The organism is Micrococcus sp. KT16, assembly GCF_003315015.1.
GTDB lineage: Bacteria > Actinomycetota > Actinomycetes > Actinomycetales > Micrococcaceae > Micrococcus > Micrococcus luteus.
The window spans coordinates 350798-369161 of the sequence record NZ_QNRG01000001.1; the positions used below are offsets into that span (position 1 = coordinate 350798).

At 73.8% G+C, this 18364-nt stretch carries 17 protein-coding genes; 8 read left to right on the forward strand and 9 right to left on the reverse strand.

Translation table 11 applies throughout. The annotated features are described in order from the left end of the window. Positions 1 to 117: 117 nt before the first annotated feature. The 3 genes from DE149_RS01660 to DE149_RS01670 form a co-directional block, all read right to left on the reverse strand. Positions 118 to 1107, reverse strand: coding sequence for a hypothetical protein (locus DE149_RS01660; RefSeq protein ID WP_073116715.1), 990 nt, complete (start codon positions 1105 to 1107; stop codon positions 118 to 120). A gap of 198 nt (positions 1108 to 1305) precedes the next feature. Then, positions 1306 to 2250, reverse strand: a complete 945-nt coding sequence (locus DE149_RS01665) for a Sir2 family NAD-dependent protein deacetylase (protein WP_044658859.1) — start codon at positions 2248 to 2250, stop codon at positions 1306 to 1308. Then, a complete protein-coding gene (locus tag DE149_RS01670; RefSeq protein ID WP_036314242.1) occupies positions 2247 to 2453 on the reverse strand; it encodes a DUF3073 domain-containing protein in 207 nt (68 codons plus the stop codon). The genes DE149_RS01665 and DE149_RS01670 overlap by 4 nt, the downstream gene beginning before the upstream one ends. A gap of 294 nt (positions 2454 to 2747) precedes the next feature. On the opposite strand from DE149_RS01670, the gene DE149_RS01675 reads away from it, so the two are divergent. Beyond that, on the forward strand, positions 2748 to 4166 hold the full coding sequence (locus DE149_RS01675; RefSeq protein ID WP_233437081.1) for a M20/M25/M40 family metallo-hydrolase: 1419 nt from the start codon (positions 2748 to 2750) through the stop codon (positions 4164 to 4166). Positions 4167 to 4293: 127 nt separating this feature from the next. Here DE149_RS01675 and clpB read toward each other — a convergent pair whose 3' ends face one another. Further along, positions 4294 to 6888: an ATP-dependent chaperone ClpB gene (gene clpB, locus DE149_RS01680; protein ID WP_070709419.1), complete on the reverse strand. Its 2595-nt coding sequence runs from the start codon at positions 6886 to 6888 to the stop codon at positions 4294 to 4296. Positions 6889 to 7034: 146 nt separating this feature from the next. Here clpB and DE149_RS01685 point away from each other — a divergent pair, with 146 nt between their 5' ends. After that, positions 7035 to 8216: a YihY/virulence factor BrkB family protein gene (locus DE149_RS01685; RefSeq protein ID WP_113913832.1), complete on the forward strand. Its 1182-nt coding sequence runs from the start codon at positions 7035 to 7037 to the stop codon at positions 8214 to 8216. A gap of 4 nt (positions 8217 to 8220) precedes the next feature. Here DE149_RS01685 and DE149_RS01690 read toward each other — a convergent pair whose 3' ends face one another. Then, positions 8221 to 8922 (reverse strand): hypothetical protein, encoded by a 702-nt coding sequence (locus DE149_RS01690; RefSeq protein WP_233490684.1) that lies wholly within the window; start codon positions 8920 to 8922, stop codon positions 8221 to 8223. A 313-nt stretch (positions 8923 to 9235) separates the two neighbouring features. Here DE149_RS01690 and DE149_RS01695 point away from each other — a divergent pair, with 313 nt between their 5' ends. Genes DE149_RS01695 through DE149_RS01705 form a run of 3 tightly spaced genes read left to right on the forward strand, consistent with a single transcriptional unit; the run spans position 9236 to position 11689 of the window. After that, positions 9236 to 10057 (forward strand): ABC transporter substrate-binding protein, encoded by an 822-nt coding sequence (locus DE149_RS01695; RefSeq protein WP_010080238.1) that lies wholly within the window; start codon positions 9236 to 9238, stop codon positions 10055 to 10057. After that, a complete protein-coding gene (locus DE149_RS01700) occupies positions 10054 to 10884 on the forward strand; it encodes an amino acid ABC transporter permease (protein ID WP_113913833.1) in 831 nt (276 codons plus the stop codon). Before DE149_RS01695 ends, DE149_RS01700 begins: the two co-directional genes overlap by 4 nt. Before the next feature lies 1 nt (position 10885). Next, entirely contained in the window at positions 10886 to 11689 is an 804-nt protein-coding gene (locus tag DE149_RS01705; protein ID WP_113913834.1) for an amino acid ABC transporter ATP-binding protein, read from the forward strand. 89 nt (positions 11690 to 11778) lie between these two features. Here DE149_RS01705 and DE149_RS01710 read toward each other — a convergent pair whose 3' ends face one another. Beyond that, a complete protein-coding gene (locus tag DE149_RS01710; protein ID WP_113913835.1) occupies positions 11779 to 12372 on the reverse strand; it encodes a hypothetical protein in 594 nt (197 codons plus the stop codon). Between the two features lie 200 nt (positions 12373 to 12572). Here DE149_RS01710 and DE149_RS01715 point away from each other — a divergent pair, with 200 nt between their 5' ends. The 3 genes from DE149_RS01715 to trmB all read left to right on the forward strand — a co-directional run bounded on the left by DE149_RS01715 (position 12573) and on the right by trmB (position 15713). Next, complete coding sequence (locus DE149_RS01715) at positions 12573 to 13319, forward strand: DedA family protein (RefSeq protein ID WP_113913869.1); 747 nt, start codon at positions 12573 to 12575, stop codon at positions 13317 to 13319. 5 nt (positions 13320 to 13324) lie between these two features. Further along, positions 13325 to 14647: a hypothetical protein gene (locus DE149_RS01720; protein ID WP_113913836.1), complete on the forward strand. Its 1323-nt coding sequence runs from the start codon at positions 13325 to 13327 to the stop codon at positions 14645 to 14647. A 70-nt stretch (positions 14648 to 14717) separates the two neighbouring features. Continuing rightward, positions 14718 to 15713, forward strand: a complete 996-nt coding sequence (gene trmB, locus DE149_RS01725; RefSeq protein WP_113913837.1) for a tRNA (guanosine(46)-N7)-methyltransferase TrmB — start codon at positions 14718 to 14720, stop codon at positions 15711 to 15713. Positions 15714 to 15735: 22 nt separating this feature from the next. On the opposite strand, the gene DE149_RS01730 is transcribed toward trmB, so the two are convergent. From DE149_RS01730 to DE149_RS01740, 3 genes are read right to left on the reverse strand one after another with little or no spacing between them, the layout of a single operon-like run. After that, positions 15736 to 16803 carry an alpha/beta hydrolase gene (locus DE149_RS01730; RefSeq protein ID WP_233263206.1) on the reverse strand — a complete coding sequence of 356 codons (1068 nt, stop codon included), beginning with the start codon at positions 16801 to 16803 and terminating at the stop codon, positions 15736 to 15738. Next, positions 16782 to 17333: a heat shock protein transcriptional repressor HspR gene (locus tag DE149_RS01735; protein WP_036337108.1), complete on the reverse strand. Its 552-nt coding sequence runs from the start codon at positions 17331 to 17333 to the stop codon at positions 16782 to 16784. The genes DE149_RS01730 and DE149_RS01735 overlap by 22 nt, the downstream gene beginning before the upstream one ends. Continuing rightward, the gene (locus DE149_RS01740; protein WP_036337106.1) at positions 17330 to 18307 is read right to left on the reverse strand and encodes a J domain-containing protein; all 978 of its coding nucleotides are present in this window, start codon (positions 18305 to 18307) and stop codon (positions 17330 to 17332) included. Before DE149_RS01740 ends, DE149_RS01735 begins: the two co-directional genes overlap by 4 nt. Positions 18308 to 18364: the final 57 nt, after the last annotated feature.

The following is an 18364-nucleotide window of genomic DNA, read 5'->3' on the forward strand; positions in this document are numbered from 1 at the left end:
TTTCGTTCGGGAAACGGCGGGCTCCGGAGCGTTTTCGTTCGGGAAACGGCGGCCTCCGGAGCGTTTTCGTTCGGGAAACGGCGGCCTCCGGGGTGTTTTCGTTCGGGAAACGGCGGTTCACGACGCGAACACCCGCCCGCCGAGCCGGGCCCGGTGCGTCTGCACCTCGGCGACGACGCGCCGGAAGTCGTCCCGTGCGTCGTCCACCGTGGCCCAGATCTGCGTCCAGCCCGCGCGCGCCCATCCCTCGTCTCGCCACGAGTCCACCGCGAGCTGTGCCGGGTCGAGGTGGTGACCGCCGTCGTAGTGGACCACCAAGCGCCACTGCCGCCACCCCAGATCCGCGTCCGGTGACCGGGCCCGGCCCGGGTGCAGCACCAGCTGGAGCTCCGGCTCGGGCAGGCCGGCGTGGAGCAGGGCCAGTCGCAGGGCTGTCTCCTGCGGGGAATCCGCGCCCACCCGCACCAGCTCGAGTGCGGCACGGGCGGTGCGCACTCCCTTGAACCGTCCGGCACGCAGGAGCGCGGACCGCAGGGCCGCCGTCGTGGTCCGTGGTGAGCGACGCCCCTCCGGCGACCACGGCCGATGGATGAGGGCGTCCCCGGCCGCCACGACGGGCTCGAGCATGCCTGGACGAAGCAGCGCGGCCAGATCCGCCCAGGATCGCTCCAGGCTCGTCAGGCGGATCCCGTGGAGGGCTGTGACGTCCGCGGCCGGGACGAGGCGGGCATGCGAGGTGATCTCCGGTCGGACGCTCGCCCCGCGCGGGTGCGGCCGGGACACGTGCACCGTGCCGTCCTCCGCCAGGAACGGCGGCAGCGGCACGCGGTGCAGGAGCAGCGCCGTGAGGTGGGAGGCCACTCCCCCGCTCGCCTCCACGATCGCGGCCGTCTCCTCCGGCGCGAAGGGAGCGGGGGCCTCGACGTAGCCGAGATCCGCCCACGAGCCGAGGTGGTCAGACCGGAGCCGATGGACCCCATGCGTCACGCGCCGCACGTCACCGCCGCGGACCAGTCGCTCCGAAACCCCGGCCGCGCGCAGGTCGCCACGGGTGAACGGCCGGCCGGCCTCGGCGATGTCCGATAGGGGCAGGGAAGACGTGACCATGCCCGTGACGATGGCTCAACCCGGCCGACCCCGGCCGCGCGGGAGCACCCACCGTGGACGAGGACGTCGGCGGCGCCGCCTGTGCAGGAGTCGTGCGTGGCCCCGGGCCACCCGGTGTCCACACCCCCGGCGCCCGCCATTTCCCGCACGAAAACGCCCCGGCGTCCGCCGTTTCCCGCACGAAAACGTGGGTGGGGGTCAGAGGCGGGCGTCGAGCCAGGCCAGCGCGTCGGCGACCGGGGCGCGCCAGCGCCAGCGGGCCTTGGCGTCGGCGCGGGTGGGGCCGAGGTTGATCAGCCCCGTCTCATGCCCGGCCCGCTCGGCCCGCAGCACGAACCGGTAGCCGCTCATCACGGCCAGCGAGGTGCCGACGGCGAGCACCGTGCCGCCGTCGTCGGCCATCGCCTCCGCGGCCGCGCGCCGCGCCGCGGGCACGGACTCGCCGAAGTACACGACGTCCGGCTTGAGCTTCACGGAGCCGCACACCCGGCAGCCGACCATCGTGAACTCCTCCACCCAGTGCTGGTCGAGGGAGACGTCCCCGTCGGGGTTCACGGCGTCCGGGTCGATCGCCACGCGCTCGAGGTAGCCCGGATTGGCGGCCTCGAGCCGCAGGTCCAGGTCACGGCGGGACTCGGTGGCCCCGCAGTTCAGGCAGGCCACGCGCGCCAGGTCCCCGTGGAGCTCGATCAGCCGGTCCTCCGGCATCCCCGCCGCGCGTCCGGCCTCGGCGTGCAGCCCGTCCACGTTCTGGGTCAGGACGCCGGCGATCCGCCCTTCGGCCGCCCAGCGCGCGAGGATGCGGTGCGCCTCGTTCGGCCGGGCCTGGTCCATGCGACGCCAGCCCACGAACGAGCGTGCCCAGTAGCGGTGGCGGGCGGCCGGGTCGTCCCGGAACTCCTGGTACGTCATCGGCCGGTGGCGGTGCAGGGACCCGTTCGGCCCCCGGTAGTCCGGGATGCCGGAGTCGGTGGACACGCCGGCCCCGGTGATCACGAGCGGGCGGGACTCCTCCATCAGACGCAGCAGACCCCGAGACGCCGTCTCGGGGTCCTGCAGCGGTGCTGTCTCATCCACCACCCTGGCGATCGACCGCAGGGCGGCCTGATGCCCGTCCAGGGCCGGATGCCGTGCGGGCGTCATCGCGCCCGCGCGTCGTCGTCCTCGTCCTCCGCGTAGAGGTCCGCGTACGGATCCTCGTACTCGGGCTCCTGGTCCTGCTCCGGGCCGCGCGTGCGTCCGCCCGTGAGCTCTCGCTCCAGTGCCGAGAGGTCTGTTCCGGGAGAGAAGTACTTCATCTCCCGTGCCTGCTTCGTGGCCTTCGCCTTCTGACGGCCGCGCCCCATGAGCGTGACCCCCTTCGCATCTCTCGCCGCCTCGGATCTGTGGCGCACAGGGGCCCGCCGAGGTCTTCACTGGTCAATATGGTTCGTGCGGACAAGGATACATGACCCGCCGGACGGCCTGTGGACGACGACGACCGGCCCGGTCCGGCGGGGCGTGCAGTGGCGCCGGGTGCGGCGCGGGCGGCCGCGACACGCGCGGCATCCGGCTGGACGGGCGTGACACGCACCCTGTACGGACGCTGGACGAGCGGCTAGGTTGCGTACGTCACATCCGCCCCGACGATGAGGATGCCCATGCGCCGCACCCCCACCCTGCTGGCCGCCGCCACCCTGGCCGCCACGCTCGCCGCCGCCCCCGTCTCGATCGCCGCCCCGTCCTCCCCGGCCGCCCCGGCGAAGGCCACCGCAGCCACCGCGCAGACCGCCGACCGGGGCCTGGGCCCCGGCCAGAACCGTGCCGGCGGCAACCCGAACTCACCGGAGAAGCTGGTCCGATCCATCTCCTCGGACCACCTCCGCCAGGACATCGAGGCGTTCGCGGCCATCGCGGACGAGCACGGCAACCGCGCCGCGGGCACGCCGGGCTTCCAGGCCTCGCTCGACTACGCCGTGGGCGAGCTCGAGGAGGCCGGCTACGACGTCGAGCTCCAGGAGTTCGAGATCACCTACACCGAGACCCTGCGGGACCGGCTTCAGCAAACCGGACCCGTCCAGCGCGACCTCGAGCACACCGTCTTCACGTCCTCGCCGTCAGCGCAGGTCGCCGACGCCCCGCTCGCCGCCCCCGCCGGCGCCGCCACCGGCTGCGCCGACGCGGACTGGGCCGACGCGGACCTGACCGGCAGCGTCGCCCTGGTCTCCCGGGGCGACTGCACCTTCGCCCAGAAGTCCCAGGTCGCGGCCGCCTCCGGTGCCGAGGCCGTCATCATCTACAACAACGCCGAGGGCGCGCTGAACGGCACCCTGGGCGCCGCGCCGGGCGACGTCGTCGGGACCGTGGGCGTGACCCGCGAGCTGGGCGCCGATCTGCTGGCCCAGACCCGCGCCGGCGGCGCCACCGTCACCCTGGACCTCGAGCAGCTTGTGGAGCAGCGGCCCACCTGGAACGTGCTGGCGGAGACGCGCACGGGCAGCGACGACGACGTCGTGATGCTCGGCGCCCACCTGGACGGCGTGCCGGAGGGCCCGGGCATCCACGACAACGCCTCGGGCGTCGCGGCGACCCTCGAGGTCGCGCGCCAGGCCGCCAAGGCCAACAAGGCCGAGAGCAAGGTCCGCTTCGCCCTGTGGGGCGCCGAGGAGATCGGCCTGCTGGGCTCGCACCACTACGTGGACACCCTGACCGCCGCGGAGCGTGAGGACATCATCCTCTACACCAACCTGGACATGGTGGCCTCGCTGGACCACCAGAACACGCTCGGCGTGCTCACGGCCGACTGGTCGATCGGTGCTGAGTCCCTGCTCGGCGCGCAGCTCGACCGCGACGGCCACACGCACCAGCCCGAGGGCAGCAACGGCCGCTCGGACTACGCGCCGTTCGTGGACGCGGGCATCGCCTCGACGGGCCTGCTCTCGATCCGCGACGACAACTACCACACGCCCCAGGACGACATCGACAACGTCTCCATCACCACGCTGACCCACACGGCCCGCGCGGTGGCGAACCTGATCGGCACCCTCCAGCAGGACGCCGACGCCCTCGGCACCCGCTGACCCGAGGCGTCCGCCCGTCTCGCAGATGCCGTCGGGGGCGGTTTCGGGTGGTATCCAGGCCGGATGCCACCCGAAACCGCCCCCGACGCGCCAGAGGGAGGAGGAACACGGTCCGTCGGTCCCGGCGTCAGCCCTTCCGGGTCACGGTGAGGCCGTTCTCGCCCTCGACACGGTCCACGACCACGGTGTCCCCGTCCGCGATCTCCCCGGCGAGGATGCCGCGGGCCAGGCGGTCGCCGATCTCGCGCTGCACCAGGCGGCGCAGGGGCCGGGCGCCGTAGGCCGGGTCGAACCCGGTCGCGGCGAGCCACGCCTTGGCGGCGTCGGACACCTCGAGGGTGAGGCGGCGGTCCGTCAGGCGCGCCTGCAGGGACTCGACCTGCAGGTCCACGATCCGCGTCAGCTCGGCCACGGTGAGCGCGTCGAACTGCACGATCTCGTCCAGGCGGTTGAGGAACTCGGGCTTGAACGCCCCGCGCACCACGGACATCACGGACTCGCGCTTGGCGGCCTCGTCCAGGGTCGGGTCCACGAGGAACTGCGAGCCCAGGTTCGAGGTGAGGATCAGGATCACGTTGCGGAAGTCCACGGTGCGGCCCTGGCCGTCGGTGAGGCGGCCGTCGTCGAGCACCTGGAGCAGGATGTCGAAGACCTCGGGGTGGGCCTTCTCCACCTCGTCCAGCAGCACCACCGAGTACGGGCGACGCCGCACGGCCTCCGTGAGCTGGCCGCCCTCGTCGTAGCCGACGTAGCCCGGAGGGGCGCCGACCAGGCGGGAGACGGAGTGCTTCTCCGCGTACTCGGACATGTCGATCCGCACCATGGCGCGCTCGTCGTCGAAGAGGAACTCCGCGAGCGCCTTGGCCAGCTCGGTCTTGCCCACGCCCGTGGGGCCCAGGAACAGGAACGAGCCCGTGGGCCGGTTCGGGTCCGCGATGCCGGCCCGCGAGCGGCGCACCGCGTCCGCGACGGCGACGACGGCGTCCCGCTGCCCGATCAGCCGCTCGCCGAGGTGCTCCTCCATGGTGAGCAGCTTCTCGGACTCGGCGGTGAGCATGCGCCCGGCGGGGATGCCGGTCCAGGCGGAGACCACCTCGGCGATGTCGTCCGCCGTGACCTCCTCGGAGACCATCGGCTCGGTGGCCGAGCGGTCGGCCTCGCGGGCGGCGCGGTCCGCCTCCTCGAGCTGCTTCTCCAGCGCGGGGATCTCGCCGTACAGCAGGCGGGAGGCCTCGGCGAGGTCGCCGTCGCGTTGGGCCTTCTCGGCGAGCGAACGCAGCTCGTCCACCTTGGCGCGCAGGTCGCCGGCCTGGTTGAGGGTGGCCTTCTCCGCGTCCCAGCGGGCGGTGAGGGCGGTGAGCTCCTCCTCGCGGTCCGCCTTCTCCGCGCGCAGGGCGTCGAGCCGCTCGATGGACGCGGGGTCCGTCTCGCCTTCGAGGGCGAGCTCCTCCATGGTCAGGCGGTCCACCTGGCGGCGCAGGACGTCGATCTCCTCCGGGGCGGAGTCGATCTCCATGCGCAGGCGTGAGGCGGCCTCGTCCACGAGGTCGATGGCCTTGTCCGGCAGCTGGCGGCCGGTGATGTACCGGTGGGACAGCGTGGCCGCGGCCACGAGCGCGGAGTCGGCGATGGCCACCTTGTGGTGGGCCTCGTAGCGCTCCTTGAGCCCGCGCAGGATGGCGATCGTGTCGTCCACGCTGGGCTCGCCCACGAAGACCTGCTGGAAGCGGCGCTCCAGGGCGGGGTCCTTCTCGATGTTCTCGCGGTACTCGTCCAAGGTGGTCGCGCCGATCAGGCGCAGCTCGCCGCGGGCCAGCATGGGCTTGAGCATGTTGCCGGCGTCCATGGCGCCCTCGGACGCGCCCGCGCCCACGACGGTGTGGATCTCGTCGATGAACGTGACGACCTGCCCCTCGGCGGCCTTGATCTCCTCGAGGACGGCCTTCAGGCGCTCCTCGAACTCGCCGCGGTACTTGGCGCCGGCGACCATGGCGCCCAGGTCCAGGCTGATCAGCGTCTTGCCGCGCAGGGACTCGGGGACGTCCCCGGCCACCATCCGCTGGGCCAGGCCCTCGACGACGGCGGTCTTGCCGACGCCGGGCTCGCCGATGAGCACGGGGTTGTTCTTGGTGCGGCGCGAGAGCACCTGCACCACACGGCGGATCTCGGCGTCGCGGCCGATCACCGGGTCGAGCTTGCCGGAGCGGGCGATCTCGGTGAGGTCCGTGCCGTACTTCTCCAGGGACTGGAAGGTGGTCTCCGGGTCCTGGGTGGTGACGCGGGAGTCGCCGCGCACCAGGGTCAGGGCGGCGGCGAGCGCCTCGAGGCTCGCCCCGTTCGAGCGCAGTGCCTCACCGGCCTCGCCGGAGTCCGCTGCCACGCCGAGCAGCAGGTGCTCGGTGGAGACGAACTCGTCCGAGCGCTGCTCGGCCTGGGTGCGCGCGTTCTGCACGACCTGCAGGGCGGCGCGCGAGAACTGGGGCTGGGCCACCGTGCTGCCCTGGGTGGAGGGCAGGCGTCGGATGGCCGAGGAGGCCGCCGTGGAGACGGCGTCGGGGTCGGCCCCGGCGGCCTTCAGGACGGCCACGGCGACGGACTCCCGCTGGTCCATCAGGGCCTTCAGCAGGTGGGCCGGCTCGACCTGGGGGTTGCCGGCGGTGGAGGCGTTCATGGCCGCAGCCGAGAGCGCCTCCTGGCTCTTGGTGGTGAACTTGGCATCCATGGACTATTGGCTCCTTCTCTCCCGTGTCCCGGGGTGTCGGACAACCGTCGACCGCGGGCCGTTCCCGCCGCAGACGAAGTTGAGTCTATATAGCTCAACCCTCCACGCACCAGGGCTATTCCCCCTCGCGCCGGTACGTTGGTGCCATGGCCGGCTCCACAGCGGCGCCCCGGCGCCTCCGCACGTACACCCGACCGCGGGTGTCCCTGCTGTACGTCCTGCGCCGCACCCTGCACCGGCTCTTCGAGCTGCAGGTCTGGGATGTGGCCGCCGCCATGACCTTCTTCGGGGCGCTGTCCCTGCTGCCCACCGTCATCGCCCTGCTCTCCGTGGTCTCGCTGCTGGGCGTCGAGGAGGAGACCGTGGACGCCGCGGCCCACCTGGCCGCCGAGATCTGGCCGTCGCTGACGCCCGACGTCGTCCGCGAATGGATCCTGACCCTCGGCTCGGCCGGGCCCGGCACCGGCGCCGTCGTCCTCGGGGCCGTCGGCACCGTGGTGTCCGCCTCGGGCGCCGTCGGCGCGTTCCACCGGGCCATGCACCGCATCCACGACACCCGCGAGGGCCGGCCCTTCCTCCACTTCCGCCTCGTGGTCTTCGTCGAGACGCTCGCCCTTATGCTCGGCGCCGTGCTGATCACGATCCTGGTGGTCGTCGGCGGGGACCTCTCCCAGCGCCTCGGCCAGGCCGTCGGCCTGCCGGAGGAGACGGTCCAGACGTGGAACGTGGTGAAGTGGCCGGTCATCCTCGTGGTGATCGCCCTCATCGTGACCCTCGCCTACCGCCTGGGGCCCAACGTCCGGCAGCCCCGCTACCGCCCGCTCTCGCTCGGCGCCGTGGCCGTGGTGGTCCTGCTCTTCGGCGCCACCGTGGCCCTGGGCTGGATCACGGACCGGTTCGGCCAGTTCGCCGTGGTCGGGCGGATCAACTCCGCGATCGGCGTGCTCGCCCTCGCGTGGGTGGCGTGCATCGTGCTGTTGGCCGGGGCTGCCTTCGACGCGGAGGTGCTGCGTGCCCGCCAGCTGGCCGTCGGCATCGACGCCTCCGTCGAGATCCAGCTGGCGACGCGGCACACCGCGGTGCTCGAGGACTTCGAACGGTACGAGGCCCGCATCCGCCGCCTGGCCCGGCTCGTGGCCGAGGCCGTGCGCGCCGGCGAGAGCCTCACGATCGAGGCCACACCCCTGCTCTCCGAGGAGGGGCGCCTCCTCGCGGTCGAGTCGGGAGGGCGAGGCCCGGAGGACGTCAGCTCGGGCAGCCCGTTCCACGCGGACCCGGTGTCCGACGACGGCGCCCGCCTCGAGCCGACGCCGCGGCCCGACGACTGAGAGGTCAGCGCTCCCGCTTCTCGAACGCCTCGACCTGGGCACGCAGCGTCTCGGCCGCGATCTCCTCGTCGAGGCCCACCATGCCGAGGTACACGAGCTCGTCCCCGTCCGTGACGCCGCCGACGGTCATGGTGAACAAGGCCGTGTCCATGCCCGAGTTCCCCAGGGAGATGTGGACCGCGTCCGGCACGCCGGGCACCGTCGTGAAGGCCGCCTCGACGCCGTCCGGGTCGCCGAACGTGCCGCACGTGTCGGCCAGCTCGCCGAAGGGCTCCAGCAGATCGGTGCCGTCCTCGGTGACCGCGACCATGCCGAACGCCCCGGCCTGGGAACCGGCCAGGCCGGTGACCGCGGCCGGGTCCACCTCGTACTGGGCCAGCGCACCGCCGAGCCCGGGCGCCTGCTGCGTGTTGATCTGCTCGATGAGGTCCGCGCAGGCGCCCGTGGGGGTGACGCCCGTCAGGCTCAGGCTGGTGCTGATCGGCTCGCCACCGCCGCCGGCCTGGGTCTCGATGTCCGTGAACACGCCGTCGGGCGCGGTCTGGGGCGTGAGCAGGACGTCCTCGAGCGCCTCCACGCGCTCCTCCTGCTCGTCCGTGAGGTCCGAGCCGGCCCCCGTCGGGCCGGACTCGGACGCGTCGGCCGACGCGGAGGACGAGGCCTCGCCGCCGCCCCCGGCACAGCCGACGAGCGCGAGGGCGCCCACCGCGAGCAGGGACAGGGTGGCGACGGGGCGGGCGGGGGCGGCGGTGCGGAGGATGAGAGACCTCTCAGACCGGGTGACGACGATGTGACCAGCCTGGCAATCCCCACAGCGCGAGGCCAGCCTTCGTCTGCTGGGGCGGGCCGCGGCAGGGCCACCGGTCGATCGGCTCGCTCCGCGGCGACGAGTCGTCTCCCGGCGCCCGCGACGGGCCCGACGCACTACGATGACCACCAATCACGGCGGAACACGTCACTCTGCCGGCTCCCTCCGACCCGCACGCCCGTCCTCCCGACGGCGGCACAGAAGGCACTCCATGACCCGCATCCACTCCCGCCTCCTCGGCGCCGTGGGGCTCACCGCGTCGGCGGCGCTGCTCACCGGCTGCGCCGTCCTCGGCGGCGACGCCGGATCCGCCGGCATCGTGTCCGATGACGACCTGAGCACCTCGTACGGCCTCGTCCAGCCCGGCGTCCTGACGGTCTGCTCCGACATCCCCTACCCGCCCTTCGAGTTCGAGGAGAAGGGTGAGCTGACCGGCTACGACATCCAGCTGGTCGAGGCGGTGGCGGAGAAGCTGGGTCTCGGGGTGAACGTGATCGACTCCTCCTTCGAGGCGATCGAGTCGGGTGCCTCGCTCACCGGCTGCGACGTGAACGCCTCGTCGATCTCCATCACCGAGGCCCGCCAGCGCGTCATGGCCTTCACCCTCCCCTACCTCGACGACGACCTCGTCCTGGTCGCGAAGAAGGGCTCCGGCATCACCGACGTCGAGTCCGCGAAGGGCCGCCGGATCGGCGTGCAGGCCGCGACCACCGGCGACGAGTACGCCCAGCAGAACGGCCTGAGCCCCGTGCAGTTCGAGGACGGCGGCATGCAGATCCAGGCCCTCCAGGCCGGCACCGTGGACGCCGCCCTGGGCAACCAGTCCGTGCTGCTCTACTCGCTCAAGGACGACGATCGCTTCGAGGTGGTCGAGTCGCTGCCCACGGGCGAGCAGCTCGGCATGGCGGTCGGCCCGCAGAAGGCGCAGCTCGGCTCCGCCGTGAACCGCGCGCTGCAGGAGCTGCGCAACGACGGCACCGTGGCCGAGCTCCAGGAGCGCTGGTTCGGTCAGGCACAGGAGGACTACCGATGAGCACGCAGACCCCCGTCTCGCCCGCCCCGGCCCTGAAGCCCGGCCGCGCGCGCCGCCGTCGTCGGCTGTCCCTGATCATCCAGGCAGCCGTCTTCGTCCTCGCCCTCGTCGTCCTGGCCGTCCTCATCGACTGGGGCACGCTCGCCGAGAACGTCCTGAACTTCCCCGCCGTGGCCCCGATGTTCCCCAACGTGATCCTCGTGGGCCTGGGCAACACGCTGTTCTACACGGTCACCTCGTTCGTCGTCGGCCTCCTGGGCGGCATCGTGCTCGCGCTCATGCGCCTGAGCTCGTTCGGCCCGTACCGGTGGCTGGCCACCGCCTACGTCGAGTTCTTCCGCGGCGTCCCCGCGCTGCTGGTGTTCCTCGCCTTCGGCTACGGGGTGCCCTTCGCGTTCGGGGTGTCCTGGCCGATCCCCGTCGTCGTGATGGTGGCCCTGGGCATGGTCTCGGCCGCCTACATCGCCGAGACCCTGCGTGCCGGCCTGCAGGCCGTGCCCCGCGGCCAGATGGAGGCGGCCCGGTCCCTCGGCATGCCGACGTGGCGGGCCATGGTCACCATCGTGATCCCCCAGGCGTTCCGCATCGTGCTGCCGCCGCTCACCAATGAGGTCATCCTCCTGACCAAGGATTCCTCGCTGGTCTACGTGCTCGGCCTGGCCGCGCACGAGTACGAGCTCACCAAGTTCGGCCGCGACGGCATCTCCGCCCTCGACGCCGGCATGACGCCGATCCTCGTGGCCGGCCTGTTCTACCTCGTGATCACCGTGCCGCTGTCCCTGCTGGCCCGCCGGTTCGAGGCCCGTTCGACCAAGAAGGGGCACTGAGATGGCCCAGCAGAACCCCATCACCGGATCCTTCGGCGCGGTGGCCGCCGCGGACGCCGCCGGCGTGCACGTGGCCGGCCTCCACAAGTCCTTCGGCGCCAACCACGTGCTGCGCGGCATCGACCTCGACGTCGCCCCCGGCGAGGTCGTGTGCCTGATCGGCCCGTCCGGCTCGGGCAAGTCCACCCTCCTGCGCTGCGTGAACCTGCTGGAGAAGCCCGACTCGGGCGTCGTCACGGTCGGTGAGTTCGCGGTCACGGACGAGGACGTGGACCTGGACGTGCTGCGCCGCCACGTGGGCATGGTGTTCCAGCAGTTCAACCTGTTCCCGCACCTGTCCGTGCTGGAGAACTGCACCGTGGCCCAGCTCAAGGTGCTCAAGCGGGGCAAGGCCGAGGCGGTGGACATCGCCCGCCGGCAGCTGGCCCGCGTGGGCCTGGCCGAGCTCGAGGACCGCTACCCGGACCAGCTCTCCGGCGGCCAGCAGCAGCGCGTGGCGATCGCCCGTGCGCTGGCCATGGACCCGCAGCTGATGCTCTTCGACGAGCCCACCTCGGCCCTCGACCCCGAGACCGTCGGCGACGTCCTGGCGATCATGCGTCAGCTGGCCCGCGACGGCATGACCATGCTCGTGGTCACCCACGAGATGGGCTTCGCCCGTGAGGTGGCCGACCGGGTCGTGTTCATGGACGGCGGCGTCGTGGTGGAGGCCGGCCCGGCCGCCGCGGTGATCTCCGACCCCCAGCAGCCGCGCACCCAGGACTTCCTGCGCCGCGTGCTGCACCCCACCGAGATCGACCTCTGAGCCTGCCCGCCCGGTGGGCGGGCACATGCGTGAGGGGCCCCGCCCGGACCATGGTCCGGGCGGGGCCCCTCACGCGTGCGGCGGAGGCGTCAGGCCTTCTTGCGCAGCTTCTTCAGCTCGTCACGGGCCTCGCGCAGCGCGGCGACCTGCTCCTCACGGGCGGCGTGGATCGCGGCGACCTTCTCGTCCTGGGCGTCGCGGATGGCCTGCACCTTGGCGTCGCGGGCGCCCTCGATGCGGGCGGCGCGCTTCTTGGCGGCCTTGCGGCGTTTGCCGGGGCGGTTGGCCACGGAGTCGGCGGTGATGGCCAGGCCGGAGCCGACCAGGAAGATGTCCTTGGCGACGCCGGTGCCCTCCTGGGACGGACGCACACCGTCGGCCTCGGTCATCTCCGGGGTGTTCAGGTACATGGAGAACAGGCCGCCGGAGAACGCGGTCAGGGCGGAGCCGGCGAGCCAGCCCGGGACGAACGGGGCCAGCAGGGCCGAGCCCACGCCGATCTCCGTGGTCACGAGGAACTTCTTGAACTGCTCCGGCGACAGGTTGGCCAGCGCGGGCAGGCCGCGGGCGCCCATGTCGCGCAGGCCCTGGGCCTGCTCCGCGGAGATGCCGCGCTTGTTCAGGCCGGAGTTCAGGATGAACGCGCCGGAGGCCAGGCGCAGCGGAATCTGGACGATGCTCATGGAGTCTTCCTTCCAGTAGGGCCCGCGGCACGCACGTGGAGTGGGGTGTGGCGCGAACGGTCGGTGAGCGGTCAGCGCCTCTGACACTACCAACGGCAGCCCGCTCCCGCCCGCCCGGAGGCGCGACTGTGCGCGCAGAGCGGACGACGTCGGCGCCTCCACCACGTCGCGGAGGCGGTCGATGATGGACAATGGGGCGCATGCTCCCCCTCGTCACACCCCTGAGCGTGGCCGCCGCCGCGCCCACCGACTACGGCTGGCTCGGCAACATCGTCGTGGACGTCATGGAGGCGGTCGGCCCGATCGGCGTCGGCCTGGCCGTCTTCGCGGAGAACATCTTCCCGCCCATCCCGTCCGAGGTGATCCTGCCCCTGGCCGGCTTCACCGCGGCCGGCGGCGCCTTCAGCCCGCATGCCGCGCTGGTCTGGGCGACGGTCGGCTCGATCGTCGGCGCACTGGCCCTCTACGGCATCGGCGCGTGGCTCGGCCGCCGCCGCATGTACCGCATCGTGGACCGCATGCCGCTGGTGGACATGGAGGACGTGGCCAAGACCGAGCGCTGGTTCATCCGCTACGGCTACTGGACCGTGTTCCTGGGCCGCATGGTCCCCGTGTTCCGCTCCCTGATCTCCATCCCCGCGGGCATCGAGCGGATGAACCTCGCGAAGTTCACCCTGTTCACGGCGCTGGGCTCCTTGATCTGGAACGCGATCTTCGTCTACGGCGGCTACGCGCTCGGGGAGCGGTTCCACGTCATCTCCGAGTACGCGGACGTCTTCTCCAACATCGTCCTGGTCCTGATCCTGGCCTTCCTCGCGATCTGGGTGGTCCTGCGCCTGCGCCGCGACGCCCGCCGCCGGAACGACCCGGACTGGCGCCCGCCGACAGCGGACGAGATGGCCGCCCGCGTCGAGGCCATCCTGGAGTCCTCCGACCACCGGAAGTGAATCGCATGCGTCCCGTCCTGCCCTCCCCCCGCCGTGGCCGCGCGGCCCTCGGCCTGGCCGCCGTCGCCCTGGTGGCGCTGAGCGCCTGTGCTCGCACCGAGCCGCAGCCCGAGCCTGCGCCCGCCACGACGGCGGCCTCCGCCCTGCCGTCCATGGACATGGCCCCGTTCACGGTCGAGGTCCCCTCGCACGACCTCGAGAGGGTGCCGGATGCGAGCGTTGCCGTGCTCGAGGGCGAGGACCCGGACCACCACGGGGCGTGGCTGCAGGTGCCCGGGGCGCCGGCCTGGACGGAGGCCATGGCCGGGGCCGTGCGCGCCCAGATCGACCAGTACCGCCGGGACACCGACCCCAGCGCGGACCCGCGCCTGGAGATCCAGCCGCAGCTCGCCGTCGTGGCGGAGGACATCGCCGCGGCCCGCCTGCTCGCCACGGAACGGCGCGGCACGGACTCCGTGTCCACCTCGCACGTGATCTGGTACTCGGCCCGCGAGGACCGCGTGCTCGAGACCGCCGATCTCTTCACCTCCGACGGCTGGGACGCGTTCCGCGCCGAGGTGCGCCAGCGCATGGCCAACGACCCGGACGTGATCCGCTCGCGCCTGGACTCGGCGGTCGACGCGCCGGAGCAGGTGGAGAACCGTCGCGTCTGGGACGCGGTGGTCTTCCTGCCGGACGGCAGCCTGATGCTCGAGGCGGACCAGGCGTCCATGGCGCCGGCCGCAGCGGGTGTGCTGACGGTGCGGATCCCCCGGGACACGGCAGCCCCCTGGCTGTCCGACCTGGGCCACGTCGCCGCGGACGCCGCCTCCGCCCCCGCCGACCTGCGTCTGCCGGACCGCTCCACCCCGACCCTCGAGGAGCAGCAGCCGGAGCCCGCCCCCGAGCCGGAGCCCGAGACGTCCTCGCGGACGCAGGAGGCCACCGACGCACCCGTGCCGCCCCCGTCCGCACCCGCCGACACGGCGGCCCCGACGCCCAGCGCGACCACCCCGGTGCCGAGCAGCACGGTGCCGAGCAGCACGGCCCCGTCCTCCTCGGTCCCCACGTCCACCGGCTCGGCCACGCCGTCCTCCCCGACGTCGCCCGCCAGCTCGTCCTCGCCGTCGGGCACGGGATCCGGCAGTCCGACGCCGAGCACCCCCGACCCGTCGCCGACCTCCGCGACGCCGACCCCCACGTCCCCGAGCCCGTCCGGTCCGTCCACGAGCGCGCCGGCCACGGACCCCGCGCCGGACCCGACCGAGTCCGCGCCCGAGCCGACCGCCACGACGGCCTCGGCGCCCGCGCCGCCCACGTCGGGAGACCGCTCCAGCGGCACCCCCTGACCCCGGCGCCGGGCGCCGGCGGCGACCGCGGTCGGCGCCGTCGACGCACGGCCGTGGCAGGATCGGGGCGATGACTGAGCACCTCCCCCGCCCCCGCCCGGACGCACCCGACCCCGACGCCGTCCCGCCGCCCGCCGAGCGCGTCCACGCGCACGACCACAATCGGGACAAGGACCCCGCCCTCGTCCGACGGGAGCCGGTCTCCTTCGTCCGGCGCGGTGCGCGCCTGAACGCGGGGCGGCAGGCGGTGTGGGACCGCCAGGCGGAGCGGGTCCTCGTGGATGTGCCCCGCGGCCGCGGAGCCACCTCGGTGGACGCCCAGGCCCGACTGGACTGGGCGGGGGTGTTCGGACGCGAGGCCCCCCTGCTCGTGGACATCGGCTCCGGGCTGGGCGAGTCCACGGCGCAGGCCGCCGCCGACCGACCGGACTGGAACGTGCTCGCCGTCGAGGTCTACGTGCCCGGCCTGGCCGCGCTCATGACGCGCATGGAGCAGCAGGGCCTGGAGAACGTCCGCGCCGTGGAGGCCAACGCCCCCGAGCTGCTGGACGCCCTGCTCACGCCCGGCTCCGTCGCCGAGGTGTGGGTGTTCTTCCCGGACCCGTGGCACAAGAAGCGGCACCACAAGCGCCGCCTGGTCTCCCCCGCCTTCGCGGACCGCGTGGCGCGGGTGCTCGCCCCCGGCGGGGTGCTGCGGCTGGCGACGGACTGGTCGGGCTACGCCGTGCAGATGCGCGAGGTGCTCGAGGCGCACCCGGAGTTCGAGAACCTCTTCCCCGGGCGCGCCGCCGGCGAGGACTCCCCGCTCACGCGGGTGCGCCGCGAGGGCAGGGAGACCGAGGTGGGCGCCCAGCCGCTGCCCGCGGGCTGGGAGCGCGCGGCCGAGGAGGAGCGCCCGCTGCGGGCCGGCCTGGGTGAGGCGCGGGCCGGCGCGGCGGCCGCGGACCCCGTGGACCACGAAGGCGGCTGGGCGCCCCGGTTCGAGGGGCGGCCGATCACGAGCTTCGAGGCGAAGTCCCAGCGGGCCGGACGCCTTGTGTTCGACCTGGCGTACCGCCGCCGCTGAGCACGGGGCCCGACGGGGCCGCTCAGGCCGGGGCGACCGGCCCGGCCGGGTCGGCGCCGTCCGGGACGGGCGGCAGCGGCAGGCCGGCGGTCACCCGCGCGGTCGCCGCGAGCGTCACGGACCCGGCGTCCCGGTAGCCCCTCGGGGCGTCCCCGGGGGCCGTCGGCGACCAGCGGGCCGTGTGGTGGCCGCGGACGCCGGCCCCCGCCAGGCCGGGCCGCGGGGCCACCGGCAGCACGGCGGCGTCCGTCCAGTCCCGACGACGGCCCACCGCACGGCCGACCCGGGCGAGGAGGTCGCCCGGGGCCAGGGCGCGGAACACCCGTCCGGACCGCAGGCCGAGGTGCGCGGCCCGGGCTGCCAGGGCGGCGGGCAGGCCGACCGCGCCCGAGACCACGAGGGCCTCGACGGGACGCTCGGCCGGCCACGGGGCCTCGGCGTCGTCGGGCTGCAGGCCCCGGTCCGCGAGCAGGCGCAGGGCGTGCGCGGCCACCAGCGAGCCGTACGAGTGGGCCTCCATGGCCCCGTGCACGGCGGTCCCGCGGGCGCGCAGGGCCGGGGCGGCGGCGTCGTCCTCCCCCGGCCCGTGGCGCATGAACTCCCACCAGGCCCGCACATCCGCGGCGAGCATCGCGCCGCCGCGCCGGCCGGGGCCGTCGAGCACCACCCGCCAGGGTGTGGGCGCGGGGTAGCCGAGCCACGCGATGACGACCGGGCGGGGTGCGCCGGCGGCGCGCTGGGCGGCGGCGAGGTGGGCGGCCTCCCGGGCCGTCCCCCACATGGCCGTCTGGGGGCGGATGCCCATGCCGGAGACGAGCCAGGTCAGGTGGGTGGCGGTCGCGGGGTCTCCCGCGGCGACCACCGCGCGCGGACCGTCCGGGCCGTCGAGGACGTAGTCCAGCAGATGCCGGGCGGGCAGGTGCGGGTCCATGCCCTCCGGCTTGAGGGCGTGGACGATCCCGTCCAGGGCGCTGCGGGCCCGCCGGCCCAGGCCGTCGCGCCGGGCCATGTCGGCGCGCAGCCGCTCCCGGACGCGGGACCGTGCGGCCACCCCGAACGACGCCCGGCTCAGTCCTGCTCGGGCTGCCACGTGAGGACCCGTCGGGGGCGGGCACCGCCGGAGGGCAGCGTCCGCAGGACACCCGGGGAGGCCTGGCCCGCGGCGTCGGCCTCGGTCCGTGCCGCGGCCTGGCGGCGGGCGGCCATCCGGTCGGCGTACCGGGCCGAGACGTCGCCGCCGGAGCCCACGGTGAAGACGCGGGCCAGGCGGGAGGCGTGGTGGAGGCGGTCCACCTGGGCCGCCAGCTCGACCACGGTGTCCTGCAGCTGCTCGACCTCGCGCTGCAGCGCGATCACGCGGCGGATGCCCTCCAGCGAGATGCCCTCGCGGCTCAGGGCCTGCACGGTCTGCAGCCGCTCGACATCGGCCAGGGAGTAGCGGCGTTGCCGTCCGCCCTGGCGGGCGGGGACCACGAGGCCGAGCCGGTCGTACTGGCGCAGGGTCTGCGGGTGCATGTCCGCCATCTCGGCGGCCACGGAGATCACGAAGACGGGGGCGTTCCGGTCAAGACCCGGCTCGCGGCCCCGGTCCGCGCGGGCGGCGCCGTCGCGGGCGCTCACCAGGCGGCCTTCCGGGCCAGCTCCCGCCGCGGATCGTCGCCGGCCAGGGCGGACTGCAGGGCCTCGATGGCGGCGCGGGCGTCGTCGTCGAGCTCGGTGGGCACGGTGACGTGCAGCTCCACGAGCAGGTCACCCGTCGTCGTCCCGCGCTCGACACCGCGGCCCTTCAGGCGCAGCACGCGGCCGGACTGGGAGCCCGCCGGCACCTTCACCTTCACGGGGCGCTCCAGCGTGGGCACCTCGATCGTGGCGCCGAGGGCGGCCTCGGGGAAGGTGACGGGCACGGTGATGCGCAGGTCGTCCCCGTCCCGGTGGAAGAACTCGTGCTCGCGCACGTGCACGGTGACCAGCAGGTCGCCGCGGCCGGCCGCACCGGGCGAGCCCTTGCCGCGGGCCCGGACCTTCTGGCCGTCGCGGATGCCCTTCGGGATCTTCACCTCGATCGTCTCGCCGTCCGGGGCGCGCAGGGACACCGTGGTGCCCTGGATCGAACCGCGGAAGGAGATCGTGGTGGTGGCGGTGCGGTCCGCGCCCTTCGTGGGGCGCGGCCGCGGGTAGCCGGCGTCGCCGAAGCCGCCGGTCTGGCCGGCGGCGCCGCCGAACATCCCGCTGAACAGGTCCGACAGGTCGGGCCCGGACTGCGTGGTGCGGGGGCCGCCCCCGCCGCCGAACATGCCGCCGAAGACGTCCTCGAAGCCGCCGCCGCCGGCACCGCCCGGGGCGGAGAACCGGGCGCCGCCGCCCATCGCACGGATCGCGTCGTACTCCTGGCGCTCCTGGGGGTCACTCAGGACGGCGTACGCCTCCGAGATCTCCTTGAACTTCTTCTCGGCCGCCTCGTCCCCGGGGTTCTGGTCCGGGTGGTGGGTGCGGGCGAGCTTGCGGTAGGCCTTCTTCACGTCCGATTCGGAGGCGTCCTTGGACACCCCCAGGGTCGCGTAGAAGTCCTTGTCCATCCAATCCTGCGAGGCCATGGTGCCTCCTCTCGTGTGCATCGGTCAGGGGGGGTCGGCCGGCGGCGGGGTGGGCCG